Here is a 19,698-nt window from a genome sequence, read left to right as displayed (position 1 = left end):
GGACTGGAAAAACCGCAGTTTCAGCATATTTCCGTTTCCTGCTGGAAATATTAAATACGAAAGCTTCTGCTTTTTAAAGCAGAGGCATGCGGACATCGTCCGGGAAAGGACACAAACATGCATCTCACCTCCAAACATTCCCATCTCATCTGTGTAGATTCCGACGGCTGTGCTATGGATACCATGGATATCAAGCATTTTCGGTGCTTCGGGCCTGCCATGGTGAAAGAGTGGTCCCTTACCCCCTGGCAGGAGGAAATCCTTCAACGCTGGAACAACACGAATCTGTATTCCATGACCCGTGGAATCAACCGTTTCCAGGGGCTTTCGATAGCCCTGGAGGAAGCGGACCGCAGCTATCGGCATATTCCCGGAATTGACAGGCTGCTTTCATGGACCGCTTCTTCACACGAGCTTTCCAACAGGGCGCTGGAAAAGGAAATCGCGGACAGCAGGGGAAAAGAAGACCAGAAAGAAATTCAAATACTGGAAAAAGCACTTTCCTGGTCGCGAAAGGTAAACGAACAGATTGCAGCCCTGCCTCTGGACGAGCTTCAGCCCTTTCCCGGAGTAAAGGAAGCGCTGGAGGCGGCTCACAGGGAAGCGGATATTGCCGTCGTATCTTCTGCCAACAAAAAAGCGGTGGAGGAAGAATGGCAGCGCTGCGGGCTTGCCCCCATGACGGATGTCCTCCTCACGCAGGATGACGGTTCCAAAGCCTTCTGTATCGGCGAACTCATAAAAAAAGGATATTTTCCGGAAAATGTCCTGATGCTGGGAGACGCCCCCGGGGACGAAAAAGCGGCCCTGGCAAACAACGTACTTTTTTACCCTGTTCTTGTAAAACAGGAAACGGCCAGCTGGGAACGCTTTCGCACGCAGGCGCTGCCCAAATTCCTGCAGGGGAGCTATGCCGGGACGTACCAGGAAGAACTGACAGCCCTGTTTCATGACAATCTGAAAGGCAAAGCATAATATGGAAAGGATGTAACTGTGAAATTGCTGCGCAGTTATGAAAGGATAAAGGAAACATGGTAAATTTGAAAGAAAAACCCTTCTACCTGAAAGAGGAAGATATTAAATGGGTGGAGGAAACCATAGTCGGCATGACCACAGAGGAAAAAATCGGCCAGCTGTTTGTATATATGGTAACTAACCGCGATCCAGCAGTCATGAAATCGGTTCTTGACCGTTTCCATGTGGGAGCAATCCGTTATCACAATGCGCCTAAGGAAGAACTGTATGAACAGAACCGGATACTTCAGGAAAATACCAAAATTCCTCTTTTAATAGCCTCCAACTGTGAAGCCGGAGGAAACGGCGGAATTGAGGGCGGGACCGCGGTTGCCAACGGAGCTGCGGTCGCCGCAGCGGATTCCGAGGAGCTGGCCTATGAAATGTCCTGTGTAGGCGCTTCCGAATCCGCCGCCGTGGGCTGCAACTGGAATTTTGCCCCGGTTGTGGATCTGCTTTTTAACTGGAGAAATACCATTGTGCAGACAAGGGCCTTCAATGACAGCCCGGAGGATACCATACGCTATGCAAAGGCTTTTATGCGCGGCGCAAAGGAAAAAGGCTTCGCTACCTGCTGCAAGCATTTTCCCGGAGATGGGACGGAAGAGAACGATCAGCATCTGCTTATGGGTATCAATGAGCTTTCCTGTAAGCAGTGGGACAATACCTTCGGCAGAGTATACCAGGAACTGATAGACGACGGTGTAATGACTATTATGGCAGGCCACATTGCCCTGCCTTCCTACCAAAGGGAACTCCATCCCGGCCTGAAAAATGAAGAGATTTTACCGGCCACACTGTCGCCTGAGCTTATTACCGGGCTTTTAAAGGAAAAAATGCAGTTCCATGGCCTGGTGGTAACAGATGCGTCCCATATGATAGGCATGTTCGCCGCCATGCCGAGAAAGGAACAGGTGCCGAGGGCAATTGCCGCAGGCTGTGACTGCTTCCTCTTTTTTAATGATCCCGAAGAAGACTTCGGCTATATGCTGGAGGGCTATCGCAGCGGTATCATCACGGAAGAAAGGCTGAAGGATGCGCTTTACAGGATCCTGGGCGTAAAAGCAGCCATCGGCCTCCACCGTAAGCAGGCGGAAGGCACCCTTATGCCTCCCAGGGAAGCGCTGGAGGTTGTGGGCTGCAGGGAACACCGCTGGATAGCGAAAAAGGCTGCGGATCAGTTCATTACACTGGTAAAGGATACCCAAAGCATCCTCCCGCTGACCCCTGAAAAAAGCAGGCGGCTGAAGCTTGTATTTATCGGCGGCGGAGAAGGCATGGTGGTGGCCGGCAAGCTGATCAAGGACAACAGTGAGGAAGTAAAAGAACAGATGATCCGCCTGCTACAGCAGCAGGGCTTCCAGGTGGATGCCCAGACGCCTCAGGGAAAAGGGAAAATGGAGGATTTCCAGGCAAAATACGATGCCTGCATTGTCGCCCTCCATGTGACAGGCTTTGCCCAGTATAATTCGATGCGTGTCAAATGGGCCTCACCTGCGGATCAGCCCTGGTATGTCTCACAGATCCCCACCATCTTTTTATCGCTTGGCTTTCCCAACCACCTCATTGATGTACCGATGGCCAGGACCTATATCAACGCCTATCTTGATTCCGAAACAGTTATGGAAGCCGCGATAGAAAAGATTATGGGAAAATCAGAATTCAAAGGATGCTACCAGGAAAATGTATTCTGCGGCAGGTGGGACACCAGGCTTTAGAAAGCCCATTTTTGTACAGCTTTACAGCGAAGGAAAAAATTTTAAGTAGGTTTGCAGCGAAGGAAAATCCGTTCTGAAAATGCATCCGGCGAAAAAATACAGGAAAGGCCATACAGCACACCAAAGCTGTACGGCCTTTCTTTTATCATTTCTTTTTATAATAATGCTCCAGCCACTGAATCATCTGATAAAGTCCCATGGCAATAATACAGAGTATAATAATAGAAGTAATTACCATATTCAGCTGGAAGACCTGGCTTCCATAAATGATCAGATAACCAAGCCCTCTTCTTGCCGCCAGGAATTCCCCGATGATTACACCCACAAGGGCAAGACCGATATTCACCTTCATGGTGCTCAGAATAATAGGAATGGAACCGGGAAGCACCACCTTGAAAAGTGTATCCCTCCGGTTCCCGCCCAGGGTGTAAATCAGTTTGATTTTTTCCTCATCCACCTGACGGAAGCCGGTGTAAAGATTGATAATGGCGCCGAAGATAGCAACGGAAATGCCGGCCACAATAATTGTGTTCATTCCGGTTCCCAGCCATACGATAAGAAGCGGAGCCAGGGCGGATTTGGGAAGGCTGTTAAGCACCACCAGATAAGGCTCCAGAATTTCCGTCAGCCTGGAGGAATACCACAGCAGGGTGGCGCACAGCATGCTGAAGCCGAATACCAGCAGAAAGCTTAAAATGGTTTCATACAGCGTTACTCCAATATGCATGCATAAGGAGTTCTTCTGCAGCATAGTAATAAAACAGGTAACCACCCGGCTGGGACTGGAAAAGAAAAAGGAGTCGATGATTTTCAAATCAGCGCACAGCTCCCAGACAGCCAGGAATACAAGCAGGATAAAAAAACGCATGAAGGTCACCATTCTGTGGTGCCTTCTGTGCTCAGCAACAAAACGCTCCTGGGCAGACGCGGAAAGCTCTGCCGGAGTCATATTTTTCATTTTATTTTTATGATTCATCTGTCAGTTCCTCCCATAGCAGATTAAAATAATCCTTGAATTCAGGCGCATTTCTGGAGGCCAGCGGAGAGTCGTCCTTCAGGGTCAGATGGATGGGAATTTCCGCCTTAACCCGGGCGGGCCGGTTGCTCAGTACAATGACGCGTTCTGCGAGGCTGACGGCTTCTGAAAGATCATGAGTGATCAGGATGGCTGTTTTCCCGGCGGAACGTATAATGCGGCAGATATCAGCCGATACGGTCAGGCGCGTCTGGTAATCCAGGGCGCTGAAGGGTTCGTCAAGCAGCAGTATTTCCGGCTCCAAAGCCAGGGTGCGCACCAGTGCGGCCCGCTGCTTCAGCCCCCCTGAAAGCTCGCTGGGCTTCTTGTGAAGGAACGGTGTAAGCCCGTAATCATCCACCATGGCAAGAACCTTTTCCTTCTTCTCAGGCGTCATCTGCTTATTGATCTCCAGGCCCAGCATAACGTTTTTATAAATATCCCGCCATTCAAACAGGTGGTCGTGCTGAAGCATATACCCAATGCCGGGCTTTTTGTCCTGAGGATCCTTTGTATAAAAAGTAATATCGCCGGATTCAGGCTGAAGCAATCCGGCAATAAGTGATAAAATCGTGGATTTTCCGCAGCCGCTGGGACCGACGATGGCCAGGAATTCTCCGGTTTTGACCGAAAAGGATATATTGTTGAGTGCTTTTATTTCTCCATTCAGGCTGTGATAGGAGAATGCTATATTTTTCAATGAGAGTATGATATCTTCCATGTCAATCCTCCAATCTGGCCGGGAAAGGAAGCGGCAGGTCCCACAGCGGCAATCCAGGTCCGGTCAGTTATATAACATATCATATGAAACCGGGGGAAAATGGTTCCTTCCCGGTATTTTTCCGGTGGAAGAAAACAGGGGAAAATGGTAAAATAAAAAGAAAAAGCCAGCTTTTTGTCGGCTTATGTAAGGGGGATTGCATATATGCGGGGCTTGAAGCTTATGTGGGGGGTGTTATGGCCTTTTCTATGGTTCCTGGCGGCATTGGGAGCTGCTGCATTCTCCTGTCCCCACAGTTTTTCCGTACTGGAGGTGACGGGGATTGGCGCAGCTGCAGCAATCCTTACCCTGCTCGCCTGGGAACGTCTGCAAAAAGGAAAGGGCCTGACGGACAGGCTGTTTTGGGGAGGAAAGGCCCTGGGCTGCGGTTGGCTTCTCATCCCTGCGGGGATCTCGGTATGCATTACGCTTAACGGCTTATTGATTCTCACCGGGCTGGAAAGCGCGTCCGGAATGTATGACGGGATGGCGGAGCTTATCTACGGCAGCGCAGTCTGGGAACAGCTGCTGCTTTCCTGTCTCCTGATTCCTTTTGCGGAGGAGCTGGTTTTCCGTGAGCTGGGATACGGCAGGCTTAGGGAGGAAGTGGGCTTTGGAGCGGCTGCTTTGATAACTGCCCTTTTTTTTGGAATTTACCACCTTCGGCCGGTTCAGGCGATCTACGCGGCGGGACTGGGGCTTGTGCTGGCGGCGGCCTATGAAAAATGCGGCGGTTTTTTGGCGGCGTTTCTGGTCCATGCCGTGTCCAATCTGGCCTCTGTGGCAATGACGCTGGGAGAGGAGAACAATCAGCTATGGAATCGCCGGAGTGCGGCCGCTGTCTTTACTGTGGCATCAGGTCTGGTGCTTTTTGTCTGTCTGCGGAAGATACTGGCGTTTGATAAGAAAACTTTATTGCAATAAAGTTCATTTTATGGTAGTATCATTTTTAAATTGATTTTTAAGGTCATTTTTTATCGAATAAAAGGCCGGATTTTTGGCGGAATGGAGGATGTTTATGGCACAGCTCTGGGGCGGACGTTTTACCAAGGAAACGGACAGGTTGGCATATCAGTTCAATGCGTCTATTAATTTTGACAAAAGGTTTTTCGCACAGGATATTGAAGGAAGCATTGCCCATGCGGCGATGCTTAAGGAGCAGGGAATCCTGACGGAGGAAGAGAAGGAAGCAATCACGGAGGGCCTGACCGGCATCCGCAGGGATGTGGAAGAGGGACGTCTTGTGATTACCGAAGAATATGAGGATATCCACAGCTTTGTGGAAGCAAACCTGATTGACCGGATCGGGGATGCCGGAAAGAAGCTTCACACCGGAAGGAGCCGCAACGATCAGGTAGCTCTGGATATGAGGCTGTATGTGCGTCAGGAGCTGCTGGAAATCGACGGCTGCCTGAAGGACCTGCTGGAAACGCTGATAACGCTGATGGAAGAGAACCTGGATACCTATATGCCAGGCTTCACCCATATGCAGAAGGCGCAGCCTACCACGCTGGCACACCATCTGGGAGCTTACTTTGAAATGTTTAAAAGAGACAGGCTTCGGATGAAGGATATTTATGCGCGCATGAATTACTGCCCTCTGGGAGCCGGCGCTCTGGCGGGTACCACCTATCCGCTGGATCGCAGTATGACGGCTTCCCTGCTGGGGTTCGCGGGTCCTACGTTAAACAGCATGGATTCCGTTTCTGACAGAGACTATCTGATAGAGTTTTTATCAGCGCTTTCCACGGTGATGATGCACTTAAGCCGTTTTTCGGAGGAGATAATCACCTGGAACTCCAATGAATATCGATTTGTGGAGATCGACGATGCCTATTCTACCGGCAGCAGCATCATGCCGCAGAAGAAGAATCCGGACATTGCTGAGCTGACAAGAGGCAAGACCGGACGTGTTTACGGAGCGCTTGTTTCTATTCTGACAACAATGAAGGGAATTCCTCTCGCCTATAACAAAGACATGCAGGAAGACAAGGAACTGACCTTTGACGCCATAGATACAGTAAAGAACTGCCTGATCCTTTTTAACGGAATGGTAAAGACCATGCGCTTTAATAAAGCCGTCATGGAAAAGAGCGCGGTAAACGGCTTCACCAATGCCACGGACGCCGCCGATTATCTTGTGGGAAAAGGCGTGCCCTTCCGGGATGCCCACGGCATTATCGGCAGGCTGGTGCTGTACTGCATTGAGAAGAATACCAGCATTGACAGCTTAAGCCTGGAGGAACTCAAAAACGTCAGCCCTGTATTTGAGGAAGATATTTTCGATGCAGTATCACTGAAAACCTGCGTGGAAAAAAGGCTGACACTGGGAGCGCCCGGTATGGAGGCCATGAAGGAAGTCATCCGTGTTAACAGGGAATACCTGAAGGAAGAATGGCATTCTTAAACCACATTTAAGGAGATACACCGTCCTAAACAGTTACATTTAGAATATATATAGAAGAAAGATGAGGAGAGAAAAAATGAGTGAGAAACTGAAGGTAGGTATTTTAGGCGGAACAGGTATGGTGGGACAGCGTTTTATATCCCTGCTGGAGAATCATCCCTGGTTTGAAGTGACTACAATTGCTGCAAGTCCCAGATCCGCAGGCAAAACTTATGAGGATGCCGTGGGTGACAGATGGAAAATGACCACTCCCATGCCGGAAGCGGTTAAGAAAATCGTGGTTATGAATGTCAACGAAGTGGAAAAGGTTGCCGCTCAGGTGGATTTTGTTTTCAGCGCCGTTGATATGACAAAGGAAGAGATCAAGAAGATTGAAGAGGAATATGCGAAAACGGAGACCCCTGTGGTATCCAACAACAGCGCACACCGCTGGACCCCGGATGTTCCCATGGTAGTGCCGGAAATCAATCCGGAGCACATGAAGGTAATAGATTTCCAGAAGAAGCGCCTGGGAACCACAAGAGGCTTTGTTGCCGTAAAGCCCAACTGCTCCATCCAGAGCTATGCCCCCGTGCTGACCGCCTGGAAGGAATTCGAGCCTACAGAAGTGGTAGCCACCACCTATCAGGCGATTTCCGGTGCCGGAAAGACCTTTAAGGACTGGCCGGAGATGGTTGGAAACATCATTCCCTATATTGGCGGAGAAGAAGAAAAGAGTGAAAAGGAACCTCTCCGTATCTGGGGTAAAATTGAGGACGGCGTCATCGTTCCGGCGACAAGCCCGGTGATCACCTGCCAGTGTATCCGCGTCCCCGTACTCAATGGACATACGGCCGCTGTTTTCGTGAAGTTTAACAAGAAGCCCACCAAAGAGCAGCTGATTGAAAAGCTTGTGAATTTCAAAGGCCTGCCTCAGGAGCTGGAGCTTCCCAGCGCACCGAAGCAGTTCATCCAGTATCTGGAGGAAGATAACCGTCCGCAGGTTTCCCTGGATGTGGATTATGAAAAGGGCATGGGGATTTCCGTGGGACGTCTCCGTGAAGATACGGTTTATGACTGGAAGTTCATCGGACTTTCCCATAATACGGTCCGTGGAGCAGCAGGCGGAGCCGTTCTGTGTGCGGAACTGCTGAAAGCACAGGGATATATTACTAAAAAATAAGCCCTGAAAAAAGAGGTATGATTTGGGCAAAGATTTATTTATTGCGGAAAAACCCAGTGTTGCCCGCGAATTTGCAAAAGCTTTAAAATACAATATGAGCAACCGGGACGGCTACATGGAATCAAACGAGGCCATCGTCACATGGTGTGTCGGACATCTGGTAACCATGAGCTACCCGGATGCTTATGACCCGGAATTAAAAAGGTGGACGTTAAAAACGCTGCCTTTTATTCCGGAGGAATATAAATATGAAGTAATCCCCGGCGTCCAGAAGCAGTTTGACATTGTGAGCGGCCTGCTGAACCGGGCCGATGTCACCAGAATTTATGTCTGTACCGACTCCGGACGGGAGGGAGAATATATCTACCGTCTGGTGGAAAGGCAGGCCGGCGTCCATGGCAAGGAACGCCGCCGGGTCTGGATTGATTCCCAGACAGAGGAAGAGATTCTCAGAGGCATCCGGGAAGCCAAGGATCTTTCTGCCTATGACAGCCTTTGCGATGCGGCTTATCTGCGCGCCAAGGAAGATTATCTGATGGGAATCAATTTTTCCCGGGTCCTGACCCTGAAATACGGCACACCGGTGAAGAACTACCTGAAAAGAGACAAGGCCGTTATTTCCGTAGGCCGGGTAATGACCTGTGTCCTGGGAATGGTGGTAAACCGTGAGCGGGAAATCCGGCAGTTTGTGAAGACGCCGTTTTACAGGGTAACCGGGCGCTTTTCCATTGCCTGCCAGGCGAAGGACAACCAGGCAAGTGCTTCTTTGGCGGCCTCTGAGAACGGCAGCCGCAGCTTTGAGGGAGAATGGAGGGCAGTGGAAGGCTCCAGATGGTTCCAGTCGCCCTTACTGTATAAGGAAAACGGCTTTAAGGATAAGGAAGAAGCGCAGAAGCTGATAAATTTCCTGGAGGAGGAGCCCAGGGAAATTCCTGTTGTGGATAAAATCGAGCGGAAGAAAGAACAGAAGAATCCGCCGCTTTTGTATAATCTGGCAGAGCTTCAGAATGACTGCTCCAAATATTTTAAAATCAGCCCGGATGAGACACTGCGGATCGTCCAGGAGCTTTATGAAAAAAAGCTGACTACCTATCCGAGAACGGATGCCCGTGTGCTTTCCACCGCTGTTGCAAAGGAAATCAGCAAAAATATCAGCGGGCTTCGGGGAATCAGTTCCGTTGCCCCCTTTGCGGCGCAGATTCTGGAAAGCAAAAGCTATCAGGGAATTGCCAAAACAAGATACGTCAATGATAAACAGATTACGGATCACTATGCGATTATTCCTACCGGACAGGGACTGGGGGCGCTGAAAAGCGTTTCAGCCACGGCCGCAAAGGTTTATGAAATTATCGTGAGACGGTTTTTAAGTATTTTTTATCCGCCTGCGGTATATCAGAAGGTATCCCTGGTCAGTATTATGAAGGGAGAGCGTTTTTTTGCCAGCTTCAGAGTGCTGACGGAGGAAGGCTACCTGAAGGTGAGCCAGTTCTCTTTTTCCAGGAAAAAAGAAGACGTTCCTGCAAATGCAGAGAACAGAAATGAGGAGAAAGACGGCGCACAGGAGGATGTGAAATGCGATGCCGCCTTCCTGAAAATACTCCAGGGGCTGAAAAAAGGCACGCCGCTTGTAAATGAGGGCCTGGAGATCAAGGAAGGGGAGACATCCCCGCCAAAGCGCTATAATTCAGGAACCATGATCCTGACGATGGAAAACGCCGGCCAGTTCATTGAAGATGACGAACTTCGCGCCCAGATTAAGGGAAGCGGTATCGGGACCAGCGCCACAAGGGCGGAGATCCTGAAGAAGCTGGTATCCATCCAGTATCTTGATCTGAATAAAAAAACACAGATCATCACGCCCACGCAGATGGGGGAAATGATTTATGACGTGGTATCCGATTCCATCAGGCCGCTGCTGAATCCGGCACTTACGGCCAGCTGGGAAAAAGGCCTGACCATGGTAGCGGACGGCACGATTACATCACAGGAGTATATGAAAAAGCTGACCGATTTTGTTGGACGCAGAACCAACATCGTGAAGCAGCTGAACAATCAACAGATTCTGTACAGGCAGTTTGAGGAAAATTCAAAGTATTACATGAAGCAGCCCTCCAGGGCGGCTGCCGGAAAGAAACCGGAGGCGAAGGAAGCCTGACCGGGCCAGGGGCAGCAGGCAGCGTGTAAGCAGGCAGCGAGTGTCACGGACACAGTAAGGAGCAGACATGGAAGAATGTAAAATCATAAATCTGTATAACTTGAATGAAACGATTGCAGCGCCTTTATTTGAGGGCCTTACCTATCCCTGGGAGGCATTACCGAAAATCAAGGCTTTTATCATACAACTGGGAAATACGCTTCCTGCAGATAAATTCAACAAAATCGGAGAGGATGTGTGGATTGCAAAATCTGCCAAAGTTGCGCCCACCGCTTATATCAACGGTCCGGCCATCGTGGACGAGGAAGCGGAGATCCGCCACTGTGCCTTTATCAGGGGCAGCGCCATCGTTGGAAAAGGAGCCGTGGTAGGCAATTCCACTGAGCTTAAAAATGTAATCCTGTTCAATAAGGTGCAGGTTCCCCATTATAATTATGTGGGAGACAGCATTCTCGGCTTTAAATCACACATGGGAGCCGGTTCCATTACCTCCAATGTAAAGAGCGATAAAACCCTCGTTGTAGTCAGATGCAATGGAGATGAATTCCATACGGGCCTGAAGAAATTCGGCGCCATGTTGGGCGATAATGTGGAGGTCGGCTGTAATTCCGTCCTGAATCCCGGAACGGTAATCGGCAGGGACAGCAATATTTATCCCACCTCTATGGTAAGAGGCTTTGTACCTGCCAACAGCATTTATAAAACCAGAACGGAAATATCCGAAAAACGCGGTACACAGGCTGGTACGGACAGACAGTAAGTACTGGCTAACGACGGATAAACAGTAATTTCAATGGAATTAACCGGATATTTATATATCAAAAAAGCGGGTGGAGCATCTGCCCGCTTTTTTTGATTGCCATTTTTATGGGGAATTCATGAGCTCTTTTGAATAAGGGGTAAATTTTATAACAGCTTCAATAAATGAGCTGCTACAAAATATTGCGGGCCATATACGAAATATTGAAATTATTATTGACGAAAGGCTTATTTTCGTGTATAGTTACTGTTAGACGCGTTAATGCTTGCACGCGCTAAAGCATCGAACTGTAAAAGATACATAGAAAAGAGGAAAAAGTTATGAAAAGGTTATTAGCAGTAGCAACCGTTTTAACAATGACGGCAGCCATGCTGGCTGGCTGCGGCAGCAGTGCACAGAATGCTGCTTCCACGGCTTCGGAGCCGGCTGTACAGGAGTCGGTCCAGGCACCTGCGGAAAGCCAGGCGGCAGCCGACAGTGAAGCGCCCGCAGCGCAGACCGATTCGGATAAAGTATACAGGATCGGTATCTGCCAGCTTTTGCAGCACGAAGCGCTTGACGCCGCAACAAAAGGCTTCAAGGAAGCCATGATAGAAAAGCTTGGCGAGGATAACGTGGAATTTGACGAGCAGAATGCTTCCGGTGATTCCGCGACCTGCGCAACCATTATCAATCAGTTTGTTTCTGCAGACGTGGATCTGATTCTGGCAAATGCAACAGCTTCCCTTCAGGCAGCAGCGGCAGGGACCGGAACCATTCCGATTCTTGGAACCTCCATCACAGACTATGCGACTGCGCTGGAAATTGACGAGTGGACAGGAACCACTGGCAAGAATATCTCCGGGACATCCGATCTGGCTCCCCTGAAGGAACAGGCAGCCATGCTGAATGAGCTTTTCCCGGATGCCAAAACTGTCGGCCTGCTTTACTGCTCTGCAGAAGCCAATTCCGTATATCAGGCAAACACCATCCAGGAACATCTGGAAGGGCTGGGATATACCTGCAAGACCTACACCTTCGCAGACTCCAATGATATCGCTTCCGTAACCACCAATGCGGCGGGAGAGTGTGATGTAATCTATGTCCCCACAGACAATACGGCTGCTTCCAATACAGAGGTTATCAATAATGTATGTCTGCCCGCAGGCGTTCCCGTCATCGCCGGTGAAGAAGGAATCTGCAAGGGCTGCGGCGTAGCCACCCTGTCCATCAACTATTACGATATCGGATATAAAGCCGGCGAGATGGCAGTAGATATTCTTGTAAACGGCGCTGACATTACAACCATGGCGATTGAATCCGCTCCCAATGTAACCAAGGAATACAATGAAGCAATCTGCAAAGAACTGAATATTACAGTGCCTGATGACTATGTTGCCATCAAAGCCGAATAACCAATGTTTCTAACATAAAGTACATCCCCGCAGCCATCTGCGGTGAACTGGGGAACGGTTTTAGTTCCTTACGTACAGAAGCGGTTAAAAAAGCCCTGCTTTTTTACCGCTTTTTGTCGTACTCTATAGTTGGAGATGAAGATCATATTTTTTCCTGTTATAAATATATATATTTGGCTGTGAAAATACGTAAAAGCCCTAAAAATGAGGAAAAGTCCAAAGAGGCTTAATTAAAAAGATACGCGGAGGTAAAATGAAGTGAATATCATGTCGCTCTTTAATGCGCTGCCAGGCGCCTGCGCCCAGGGATTGATCTGGGGCATTATGGCAATCGGGGTTTATATTACCTACAAGATACTGGATCTGGCGGACCTGACAGTGGATGGAACAATGGCCACCGGAGGCGCTGTCTGTATTATGATGATACGAAGCGGACATTCCATCGGCCTTTCCCTCTTATGCGCGGTTATGGCAGGGGCGCTTGCCGGACTGGTTACGGGAATTTTTCATACGGCCATGGGAATCCCGGCAATTCTTGCAGGAATACTGACCCAGCTCGGCCTTTACTCCATTAACCTGAGAATTCTTGCCAACAGCTCCAATCAGGCAGTCAGCGTGGATAAGTATTCCCTGCTGGTTTCACTGCGCTACATAAAGGGCGTTCCTTTTTATAAAAATACAATACTGATTTGTATCGTAATTCTTATTGTACTGATCGCTTTACTTTACTGGTTTTTCGGTACTGAACTTGGATGTTCCATCCGCGCCACCGGCTCCAACCCGAATATGTCCAGGGCACAGGGAATCAATACGGATTTCTGTAAAATCCTGGGACTTATGCTTTCCAACGGAATCGTTGCTTTTGCCAGTGCGCTTTATGCCCAGTATCAGGGCTTTGCGGATGTAAATATGGGACGGGGCGCTATCGTTATCGGCCTGGCGGCCGTTATTATCGGTGAAGTAATCTTCAGCCGTGTCCGCGGGAACTTTGCTTTCAAGCTGTTTTCGGCGGCCCTGGGAGCAATTATCTACTATATCGTTCTGCAGGTGGTTCTGTGGCTGGGCCTGAATTCCAACGATCTGAAGCTGTTCTCAGCCCTGGTTGTGGCTCTGTTCCTGGCAATCCCTTACCTGAAGGACAGATATTCCAAAAAGGCGGTAAAAAAAGGAGGTGCTTCCCGTGCTTAAGCTAACAGATATTACCAAAACCTTCAATGCGGGTACGATTAATGAGAAAACAGCGCTGAACGGCCTTTCCCTTGAGCTTCAGGAGGGAGACTTTGTAACCGTCATTGGCGGAAACGGGGCAGGAAAGTCAACGATGCTCAATGCAGTGGCAGGTGTTTTTTATGCAGACGCGGGTACGATAAGCATAGACGGCATCGATGTGACCAAGCTGCCAGAATATAAACGGGCCAAATATCTGGGGCGCGTGTTTCAGGATCCGATGACGGGTACTGCCGCCAATATGCAGATAGAAGAAAATCTGGCCCTGGCGGCACGGCGCGGAGGCCACCGCACCCTCAGGCTGGGAATTACGCAGAAGGAAAGAGAAGAGTATCAGGAACAGCTGAAAATTCTGGAGCTCGGACTGGAATTCCGCATGACCAGCAAAGTCGGCCTCCTTTCCGGAGGCCAGCGCCAGGCGCTGACTCTGCTTATGGCAACCCTGAAAAAGCCCAGACTTCTGCTCCTTGACGAGCATACGGCGGCGCTGGACCCGAAAACAGCGGCAAAGGTTCTGGATATCACAGAAAAAATCGTTGACAGGGATCACCTGACCACCCTGATGATTACCCATAATATGAAGGATGCCATCGCTCACGGAAACCGCCTTATCATGATGCATGAAGGAAGAGTTATCTATGACGTGTCAGGAGAAGAGAAGAAGAAGCTTCAGGTATCAGACCTCCTGAAGAAATTCGAACAGGCCAGCGGCGGAGAATTCGCCAACGACCGAATGATGTTGAACTGATAACAATAACGTTGGTTCGGTCGTTTGCGACCGGATGATGTTGAATTGATAACAGAAAAGTTGGTTCGGTCGTTTATGACCGAATGATGTTGAACTGATAACAGAAATGTGGATTTTATAAGCGTATCCGAAGCCCTCATAAGCATCGGATACGCTTATTTTTACCACTTCGACAATTCTTTGACAAATTTTTTCAAAAAGGCTGGATTTTTAAGATGAAATATGAGAAAATAATACGAGCGATTAGGGACAGGTATTTTTGCGGCCTTTTTGCCGCAGAGGTATTTTGTTATCAATAAGGCGCCTTACCATACGACGCCGCACTGTTTGCTAATACAATCTACATATCGAAAGGAGTTTTCACATGATCTATTCAAAAGAAGTTGAAGAAATGTGTCCAGTAGCACAAGGCGTTGCTCACGGCTGTGCTCCGATCCCTGAAGAAGCAAAATGGGTAAAATCCAAAGAAGTAAAAGACATTTCCGGTCTGACACACGGTGTTGGCTGGTGTGCTCCTCAGCAGGGTGCCTGCAAGCTTACCCTGAACGTTAAGGAAGGTATTATCCAGGAAGCTTTGGTTGAGACAATCGGATGCTCCGGTATGACCCACTCCGCAGCTATGGCAGCAGAGATCCTTCCGGGCAGAACTGTTCTGGAAGCTTTAAATACAGACCTTGTATGTGATGCTATCAACACAGCTATGAGAGAACTGTTCTTACAGATCGCTTACGGCAGAACACAGAGCGCGTTCTCCGAAGACGGACTTCCTGTAGGCGCAGGCCTGGAAGACCTTGGAAAGGGCTTAAGAAGCCAGGTTGGTACTATGTATGGTACCCTGAAGAAAGGCCCCCGTTATCTGGAAATGGCAGAAGGCTATGTAACAGGCATCGCTCTTGACGAAGAAGATCAGATTATCGGCTACCAGTTCGTAAGCCTTGGAAAAATGACAGACTTTATCAAGCAGGGCGACGATCCGAACACAGCTTATGAAAAAGCAAAAGGTCAGTACGGTCGTGTTGCTGATGCTGTTAAGATCATCGATCCGAGAAAAGAATAAGAGGAGGTAGCGAAAATGGCTTTATTTGAATCATATGAAAGACGTATTGATAAAATCAATGCCGTACTGAACAGCTACGGCATCGCTTCCCTTGAAGAAGCTGAGAAAATCACAAAAGACGCTGGACTTGACGTATATGACCAGGTTAAGAAAATCCAGCCTATCTGCTTTGAAAATGCTTGCTGGGCTTACATTGTAGGCGCTGCAATTGCAATTAAGAAGGGCTGCAAGAGAGCAGCTGACGCAGCTGCAGCAATCGGTGAAGGACTTCAGGCTTTCTGTATTCCCGGTTCCGTTGCTGATACCCGTAAAGTAGGCCTTGGCCATGGTAACCTTGGAAAGATGCTTCTTGAAGAAGAAACCGAATGCTTCTGCTTCCTGGCTGGACATGAGTCCTTCGCAGCAGCTGAAGGCGCTATCGGTATCGCAGAGAAAGCAAACAAGGTTCGTAAGAAACCCTTAAGAGTTATCCTGAACGGCCTTGGAAAAGATGCAGCTCAGATTATCTCCAGAATCAACGGATTTACTTTCGTTGAGACAGAATATGATCCTTACACCAACACTGTAAAGGAAGTATACCGCAAATCCTATTCCGAAGGACTTCGCGCAAAAGTTAACTGCTACGGTGCTAACGATGTTTGTGAAGGCGTTGCTATCATGCACAAAGAAGGTGTTGACGTTTCCATTACCGGTAACTCCACCAACCCCACGAGATTCCAGCATCCCGTTGCAGGTACCTACAAGAAGGAATGCATCGAGCAGGGTAAGAAATACTTCTCCGTTGCTTCCGGCGGTGGTACAGGCCGTACACTTCATCCCGATAACATGGCAGCAGGCCCTGCTTCCTACGGTATGACAGATACCATGGGACGTATGCACTCTGACGCTCAGTTCGCTGGTTCTTCTTCCGTTCCGGCTCACGTTGAGATGATGGGTCTGATTGGCGCAGGTAACAATCCGATGGTCGGCATGACCGTGGCTGTTGCTGTTAGCATTGAAGAGGCTGCTCAGGCTGGCAAGTTCTAAGTAAATGACATAAATATATAATTGACCGTACCGACCTTTTATGGTTGGTACGGTTTTTTTTCTGAAAAATCTGTATATTCTTCGGATATAATTACAGTTTCTTCGATGGAGACAGCAAAATCCGCGGTCATACCAACCATCGGGTTATTACCTGCGCCAATCAGTACTATCATTTTATTTCCCATTAACCAACATATATTTCTATAAAACAGCAATTGCTTCTGTAAATTTTTATAAGTGAAATGGAACCTTTCTCCATACAGGATACTCTTATAATCAGAAGCTTCTGAAAAAGAGAGGTGAAAGCAGGTGCGGATAACAAAAGAAAAATTTGCGGATTTAATCAGAGAATATAAGCTGCCCATGTACCGGCTTTCTTATGGAATACTGCAAAATGAAATGGATGCGGAGGATGCCGTAGGCGAAGCGGTGATAAAAGCCTATGAGCATCTGGATTCTTTAAGGGAGATCGATAAGTTCAGGCAATGGATTATGATGATTACCGCAAACGAAGCAAAACATATTTTCCGGAAAAGGAAAAGGGTGGAACTGACTGAGGATGTGAGTCGGTATGGAATGTCACAAAATGATAAACACGATGAACTGTGGGACATTATATTAACCCTTGATGAAAAATATCGCTCCGTAATCATTTTATTTTATTATGATCAAATGAAAATAAAGGAAATCAGTGAAATTCTCCATATCACGGAGGGAACCGTTAAATCCAGGATGTCCAGGGCTAAGGATATATTAAAGAAACAGCTGGTATGATTCTGGATGGAAAGGAGCGGACTATGATTGATAATTTTGATAAAAAAATAATGAAGCTGGCTCAAAAAGAAGCGGACAGAACTCCGAAGCTGCCTCAAAACTTTGACGAACATATCGAAAATATCCTGAGCTGCCTTCCAGCAGGGAAGAAAAGGCGGTTTACATGGAAGAAGGCGATAATACTTGCGGCAGCATTGGCTGTAACACTGTCTGTTACGGTAACGGCAGCGGTTAATTACGTTAGGCAGCGGATGGAGGCTATGAATGAGGCTGAAAGATCAAGTCATTTCCAGGCATCGCTGAATACCGCACCGGCTGATTTTTATTCCAGGGAACTGACCGATATGGAAAAAAAGAAAATGGAAGAGCTGAAGGGGAAATATTATAACGAGGGCGTATTTCCGGAGGGAACATTGAAACGAATAGAGGCTGCATCGGAATATGATGGGAACGGAGTCGCCTTCCTTGCATCGCGCGGCACATTCTTTTTACCGGAAAAAGAACTGAATGATGAAGAAATCCTGCAAATTATTGATTTCCGGGAAAAACGGGAATTTAGTATACATGAGGCCGAAAGCAAAGCTGCCGCCGGAGAACTGAATGACTCTGCGTATGATGCAATCTATGAACCGGTACAGTTAGAGCTGACGGCTCAGGATCAGGTTATAATTTACAGCGGCGAAATGCGCATTGATGCTGCGGCAGCTTTTGGAAATACTCTTTATATCGGAGAAAGAAGCAATAAAGCGAATGGAAGTCAGGCATGCTTGTATCAGCTGGAGCTTGGCAGTGATAAGCCGGTGAAAATGGAGGTACAGGTGCCTGACGGCATGGATATTTCCAAGATGACATGCGACGGGAAAGGGAATCTTTGCCTTCTTCTTACCCAGTCAGAAAATGGTTCCTTTGAGAATGTACGCTCCTGTCTGTGGAAGCTTTCGCCTGAGGGAGAGGAACTTGAAAAGGCTGATATTAATCAAATCAGTGGGACGAAAATGCCTTATCAGGCGATTGCTGCAGATAAAGACGGCAGAATTTATCTGGCAGAATGGAAAGGCGCCAAGAAGAGTCAGAGAATACTGGTTCTGAATGAAGACTGCACCCTGGCAGGCAGCATTACCTGTGACGACGGCGATGTCCGGGGGCTGGGACGGGCCAGAAACGGAGAGGTCTACGGAGTGCTTATGGCTGGGCATGAATGGATCCCTACTATAGTTGGCTTTGATATACAAAACTTCACAATTGATGAAAAATACAGCAATGTCCTTCCTGATGATGTGGGAGCCTTTGATACGATGGGAGCCGGGACAGACTCAGATCTGCTAATCTGGGGACCTTATGGTATTTATACCTATAATATCGGAGACCAGAAGGCTGTTGCCACGCGTGCACAGTATGAACTCCCCAACGGGGCCGCCATGTGTTTTACACCAGGAAGCAGAGCCCTGTTCATTTCCAATAACTATACCGTGAAAGATGGAATTATGGATTTTGATAACTATAGTCTGGAAAAGATATATCTTATGAAAGCAGAATAAATTTCCAGAGGCGCAACAGTATTTCACTGAAAGCAAAATTCTACCTGAAATTAAGGAGGGGAAGCTATTGCTCCTCCTCCTTAACGATACTTTCCAGGACGTCAATCAAATCGTAAACGTCATTGATTTGAACGTTTCTTTCCAATATCATATTTTTCAGATTAATTGATAATGATTCAAATTTATCCCGGACTGCCGGGGATACATAGGATGCCATATTCTCACGTGTAATCCAATTATTTCAGATAGTAATTGGATTTTTCCTTTCTCCCAGAAATCTCTGGGTATTCTGCTCCATCTCTGATATATTTTGAAAAGGCAATGTGGATCTGTACCTATATTTTTACAGCTTTGGCTGTTCCGAGGTGACTCAGGCCACAGCTTCACCTCTTTGACAGTATGTGTAAAAGCGTTAAAATTATGCGAATCCGTTTTTGGCCTCTTACAATTATATAAGCTGGGATTCACTTAAAAGTCATTTTCCATTGCTATGTTTTACCTTGAAAGAAGGTAGAGCTTATGAAGGAAATAGAGGATGTCCCGTATATTGGGATAAAGCTGCAAAATAGCGATGAAGTGAAAAGAAGCGGCGGTGATAGCATTTCAATGAAAAGCTATCTTGGGCTAACGGCGGCATATGAGAAGGTACACCGGAAAACAGGGCGTATCACAACGGTACTGCTGGGGCTTTTGGGGGAAAGTGAAAACAGTTTAATGCGTTCCCTGTATCTGTTAGCGTTCCTGTTGGTTTTGCTGGTGCTTGCGGCCGGGACAGTGATGATATCGCAGAGCGCTCCAAACAGCAGCCTGCCCGAGAATCTGCGGGATGGCTGTTGTTGATACGATAAATAAACAGCAGTAGTTCTGTAAAGCCAGAGCAATTAAAGCAAGATTCTTTTCTTTCCTTATTCATACACAACGTAGTATAATAGGGAAATGAAAT

General features: G+C 48.0%; 18 protein-coding genes. 15 read left to right on the top strand and 3 right to left on the bottom strand.

The genetic code is table 11. The annotated features are described in order from the left end of the window. Positions 1 to 117: 117 nt before the first annotated feature. On the top strand, positions 118 to 975 hold the full coding sequence (locus HMPREF1548_RS09660; RefSeq protein ID WP_035321658.1) for an HAD family hydrolase: 858 nt from the start codon (positions 118 to 120) through the stop codon (positions 973 to 975). Between the two features lie 56 nt (positions 976 to 1,031). Beyond that, positions 1,032 to 2,732 (top strand): glycoside hydrolase family 3 protein, encoded by a 1,701-nt coding sequence (locus HMPREF1548_RS09655; RefSeq protein ID WP_021635837.1) that lies wholly within the window; start codon positions 1,032 to 1,034, stop codon positions 2,730 to 2,732. Positions 2,733 to 2,877: 145 nt separating this feature from the next. Here HMPREF1548_RS09655 and HMPREF1548_RS09650 read toward each other — a convergent pair whose 3' ends face one another. Together HMPREF1548_RS09650 and HMPREF1548_RS09645 are read right to left on the bottom strand one after the other, a co-directional pair. Further along, positions 2,878 to 3,708: an ABC transporter permease gene (locus tag HMPREF1548_RS09650; RefSeq protein WP_021635836.1), complete on the bottom strand. Its 831-nt coding sequence runs from the start codon at positions 3,706 to 3,708 to the stop codon at positions 2,878 to 2,880. Then, the gene (locus HMPREF1548_RS09645; protein WP_021635835.1) at positions 3,698 to 4,468 is read right to left on the bottom strand and encodes an ABC transporter ATP-binding protein; all 771 of its coding nucleotides are present in this window, start codon (positions 4,466 to 4,468) and stop codon (positions 3,698 to 3,700) included. Before HMPREF1548_RS09645 ends, HMPREF1548_RS09650 begins: the two co-directional genes overlap by 11 nt. A gap of 204 nt (positions 4,469 to 4,672) precedes the next feature. Here HMPREF1548_RS09645 and HMPREF1548_RS09640 point away from each other — a divergent pair, with 204 nt between their 5' ends. The 10 genes from HMPREF1548_RS09640 (at position 4,673) to HMPREF1548_RS09595 (ending at position 16,443) form a co-directional block, all read left to right on the top strand. Then, on the top strand, positions 4,673 to 5,431 hold the full coding sequence (locus HMPREF1548_RS09640) for a CPBP family intramembrane glutamic endopeptidase (protein WP_021635833.1): 759 nt from the start codon (positions 4,673 to 4,675) through the stop codon (positions 5,429 to 5,431). A 94-nt stretch (positions 5,432 to 5,525) separates the two neighbouring features. Beyond that, positions 5,526 to 6,914 carry an argininosuccinate lyase gene (gene argH / locus HMPREF1548_RS09635; RefSeq protein ID WP_035321657.1) on the top strand — a complete coding sequence of 463 codons (1,389 nt, stop codon included), beginning with the start codon at positions 5,526 to 5,528 and terminating at the stop codon, positions 6,912 to 6,914. A 76-nt stretch (positions 6,915 to 6,990) separates the two neighbouring features. After that, entirely contained in the window at positions 6,991 to 8,076 is a 1,086-nt protein-coding gene (asd, locus tag HMPREF1548_RS09630; RefSeq protein ID WP_025489787.1) for an aspartate-semialdehyde dehydrogenase, read from the top strand. Between the two features lie 22 nt (positions 8,077 to 8,098). Further along, positions 8,099 to 10,231, top strand: a complete 2,133-nt coding sequence (locus HMPREF1548_RS09625) for a DNA topoisomerase (RefSeq protein WP_021635830.1) — start codon at positions 8,099 to 8,101, stop codon at positions 10,229 to 10,231. Between the two features lie 67 nt (positions 10,232 to 10,298). Continuing rightward, positions 10,299 to 10,991, top strand: a complete 693-nt coding sequence (locus tag HMPREF1548_RS09620) for an acyltransferase (RefSeq protein WP_021635829.1) — start codon at positions 10,299 to 10,301, stop codon at positions 10,989 to 10,991. 320 nt (positions 10,992 to 11,311) lie between these two features. Next, complete coding sequence (locus tag HMPREF1548_RS09615; protein WP_021635828.1) at positions 11,312 to 12,385, top strand: ABC transporter substrate-binding protein; 1,074 nt, start codon at positions 11,312 to 11,314, stop codon at positions 12,383 to 12,385. A 267-nt stretch (positions 12,386 to 12,652) separates the two neighbouring features. Beyond that, positions 12,653 to 13,573 carry an ABC transporter permease gene (locus HMPREF1548_RS09610; protein WP_021635827.1) on the top strand — a complete coding sequence of 307 codons (921 nt, stop codon included), beginning with the start codon at positions 12,653 to 12,655 and terminating at the stop codon, positions 13,571 to 13,573. Next, the gene (locus HMPREF1548_RS09605; protein WP_021635826.1) at positions 13,566 to 14,360 is read left to right on the top strand and encodes an ABC transporter ATP-binding protein; all 795 of its coding nucleotides are present in this window, start codon (positions 13,566 to 13,568) and stop codon (positions 14,358 to 14,360) included. The genes HMPREF1548_RS09610 and HMPREF1548_RS09605 overlap by 8 nt, the downstream gene beginning before the upstream one ends. 364 nt (positions 14,361 to 14,724) lie before the next feature. Next, complete coding sequence (locus HMPREF1548_RS09600; RefSeq protein ID WP_021635824.1) at positions 14,725 to 15,417, top strand: iron-sulfur cluster assembly scaffold protein; 693 nt, start codon at positions 14,725 to 14,727, stop codon at positions 15,415 to 15,417. A gap of 15 nt (positions 15,418 to 15,432) precedes the next feature. Continuing rightward, complete coding sequence (locus HMPREF1548_RS09595; RefSeq protein WP_021635823.1) at positions 15,433 to 16,443, top strand: GGGtGRT protein; 1,011 nt, start codon at positions 15,433 to 15,435, stop codon at positions 16,441 to 16,443. Positions 16,444 to 16,481: 38 nt separating this feature from the next. Here HMPREF1548_RS09595 and HMPREF1548_RS30455 read toward each other — a convergent pair whose 3' ends face one another. Beyond that, on the bottom strand, positions 16,482 to 16,616 hold the full coding sequence (locus HMPREF1548_RS30455) for a hypothetical protein (RefSeq protein WP_276946547.1): 135 nt from the start codon (positions 16,614 to 16,616) through the stop codon (positions 16,482 to 16,484). A gap of 136 nt (positions 16,617 to 16,752) precedes the next feature. Between HMPREF1548_RS30455 and HMPREF1548_RS09585 the strand changes: the two genes are divergently transcribed. The 3 genes from HMPREF1548_RS09585 (at position 16,753) to HMPREF1548_RS09570 (ending at position 19,595) form a co-directional block, all read left to right on the top strand. Further along, positions 16,753 to 17,217 carry an RNA polymerase sigma factor gene (locus HMPREF1548_RS09585; RefSeq protein ID WP_147331819.1) on the top strand — a complete coding sequence of 155 codons (465 nt, stop codon included), beginning with the start codon at positions 16,753 to 16,755 and terminating at the stop codon, positions 17,215 to 17,217. A gap of 23 nt (positions 17,218 to 17,240) precedes the next feature. Beyond that, on the top strand, positions 17,241 to 18,755 hold the full coding sequence (locus tag HMPREF1548_RS09580; protein ID WP_157065655.1) for a hypothetical protein: 1,515 nt from the start codon (positions 17,241 to 17,243) through the stop codon (positions 18,753 to 18,755). 519 nt (positions 18,756 to 19,274) lie between these two features. After that, positions 19,275 to 19,595, top strand: a complete 321-nt coding sequence (locus HMPREF1548_RS09570; RefSeq protein ID WP_021635818.1) for a hypothetical protein — start codon at positions 19,275 to 19,277, stop codon at positions 19,593 to 19,595. Positions 19,596 to 19,698: the final 103 nt, after the last annotated feature.

The sequence above is a fragment of the Clostridium sp. KLE 1755 genome, assembly GCF_000466465.2.
GTDB classification, from domain to species: Bacteria; Bacillota; Clostridia; order Lachnospirales; family Lachnospiraceae; genus Eisenbergiella; species Eisenbergiella porci.
This window is presented reverse-complemented; position numbering and strand designations above follow the sequence as displayed.

Coding starts and splice junctions, on each gene's coding strand:
- HMPREF1548_RS09620 (WP_021635829.1), top strand. CDS start 10,299: ATGGAAGAATGTAAAATCATAAATCTGTATAACTTGAATGAAACGATT.
- HMPREF1548_RS09650 (WP_021635836.1), bottom strand. CDS start 3,708: ATGAATCATAAAAATAAAATGAAAAATATGACTCCGGCAGAGCTTTCC.
- asd (WP_025489787.1), top strand. CDS start 6,991: ATGAGTGAGAAACTGAAGGTAGGTATTTTAGGCGGAACAGGTATGGTG.
- HMPREF1548_RS09660 (WP_035321658.1), top strand. CDS start 118: ATGCATCTCACCTCCAAACATTCCCATCTCATCTGTGTAGATTCCGAC.
- HMPREF1548_RS09645 (WP_021635835.1), bottom strand. CDS start 4,468: ATGGAAGATATCATACTCTCATTGAAAAATATAGCATTCTCCTATCAC.
- HMPREF1548_RS09610 (WP_021635827.1), top strand. CDS start 12,653: ATGTCGCTCTTTAATGCGCTGCCAGGCGCCTGCGCCCAGGGATTGATC.
- HMPREF1548_RS09580 (WP_157065655.1), top strand. CDS start 17,241: ATGATTGATAATTTTGATAAAAAAATAATGAAGCTGGCTCAAAAAGAA.
- HMPREF1548_RS09600 (WP_021635824.1), top strand. CDS start 14,725: ATGATCTATTCAAAAGAAGTTGAAGAAATGTGTCCAGTAGCACAAGGC.
- HMPREF1548_RS09655 (WP_021635837.1), top strand. CDS start 1,032: ATGGTAAATTTGAAAGAAAAACCCTTCTACCTGAAAGAGGAAGATATT.
- HMPREF1548_RS09595 (WP_021635823.1), top strand. CDS start 15,433: ATGGCTTTATTTGAATCATATGAAAGACGTATTGATAAAATCAATGCC.
- HMPREF1548_RS09640 (WP_021635833.1), top strand. CDS start 4,673: ATGCGGGGCTTGAAGCTTATGTGGGGGGTGTTATGGCCTTTTCTATGG.
- HMPREF1548_RS30455 (WP_276946547.1), bottom strand. CDS start 16,616: ATGATAGTACTGATTGGCGCAGGTAATAACCCGATGGTTGGTATGACC.
- HMPREF1548_RS09570 (WP_021635818.1), top strand. CDS start 19,275: ATGAAGGAAATAGAGGATGTCCCGTATATTGGGATAAAGCTGCAAAAT.
- argH (WP_035321657.1), top strand. CDS start 5,526: ATGGCACAGCTCTGGGGCGGACGTTTTACCAAGGAAACGGACAGGTTG.
- HMPREF1548_RS09615 (WP_021635828.1), top strand. CDS start 11,312: ATGAAAAGGTTATTAGCAGTAGCAACCGTTTTAACAATGACGGCAGCC.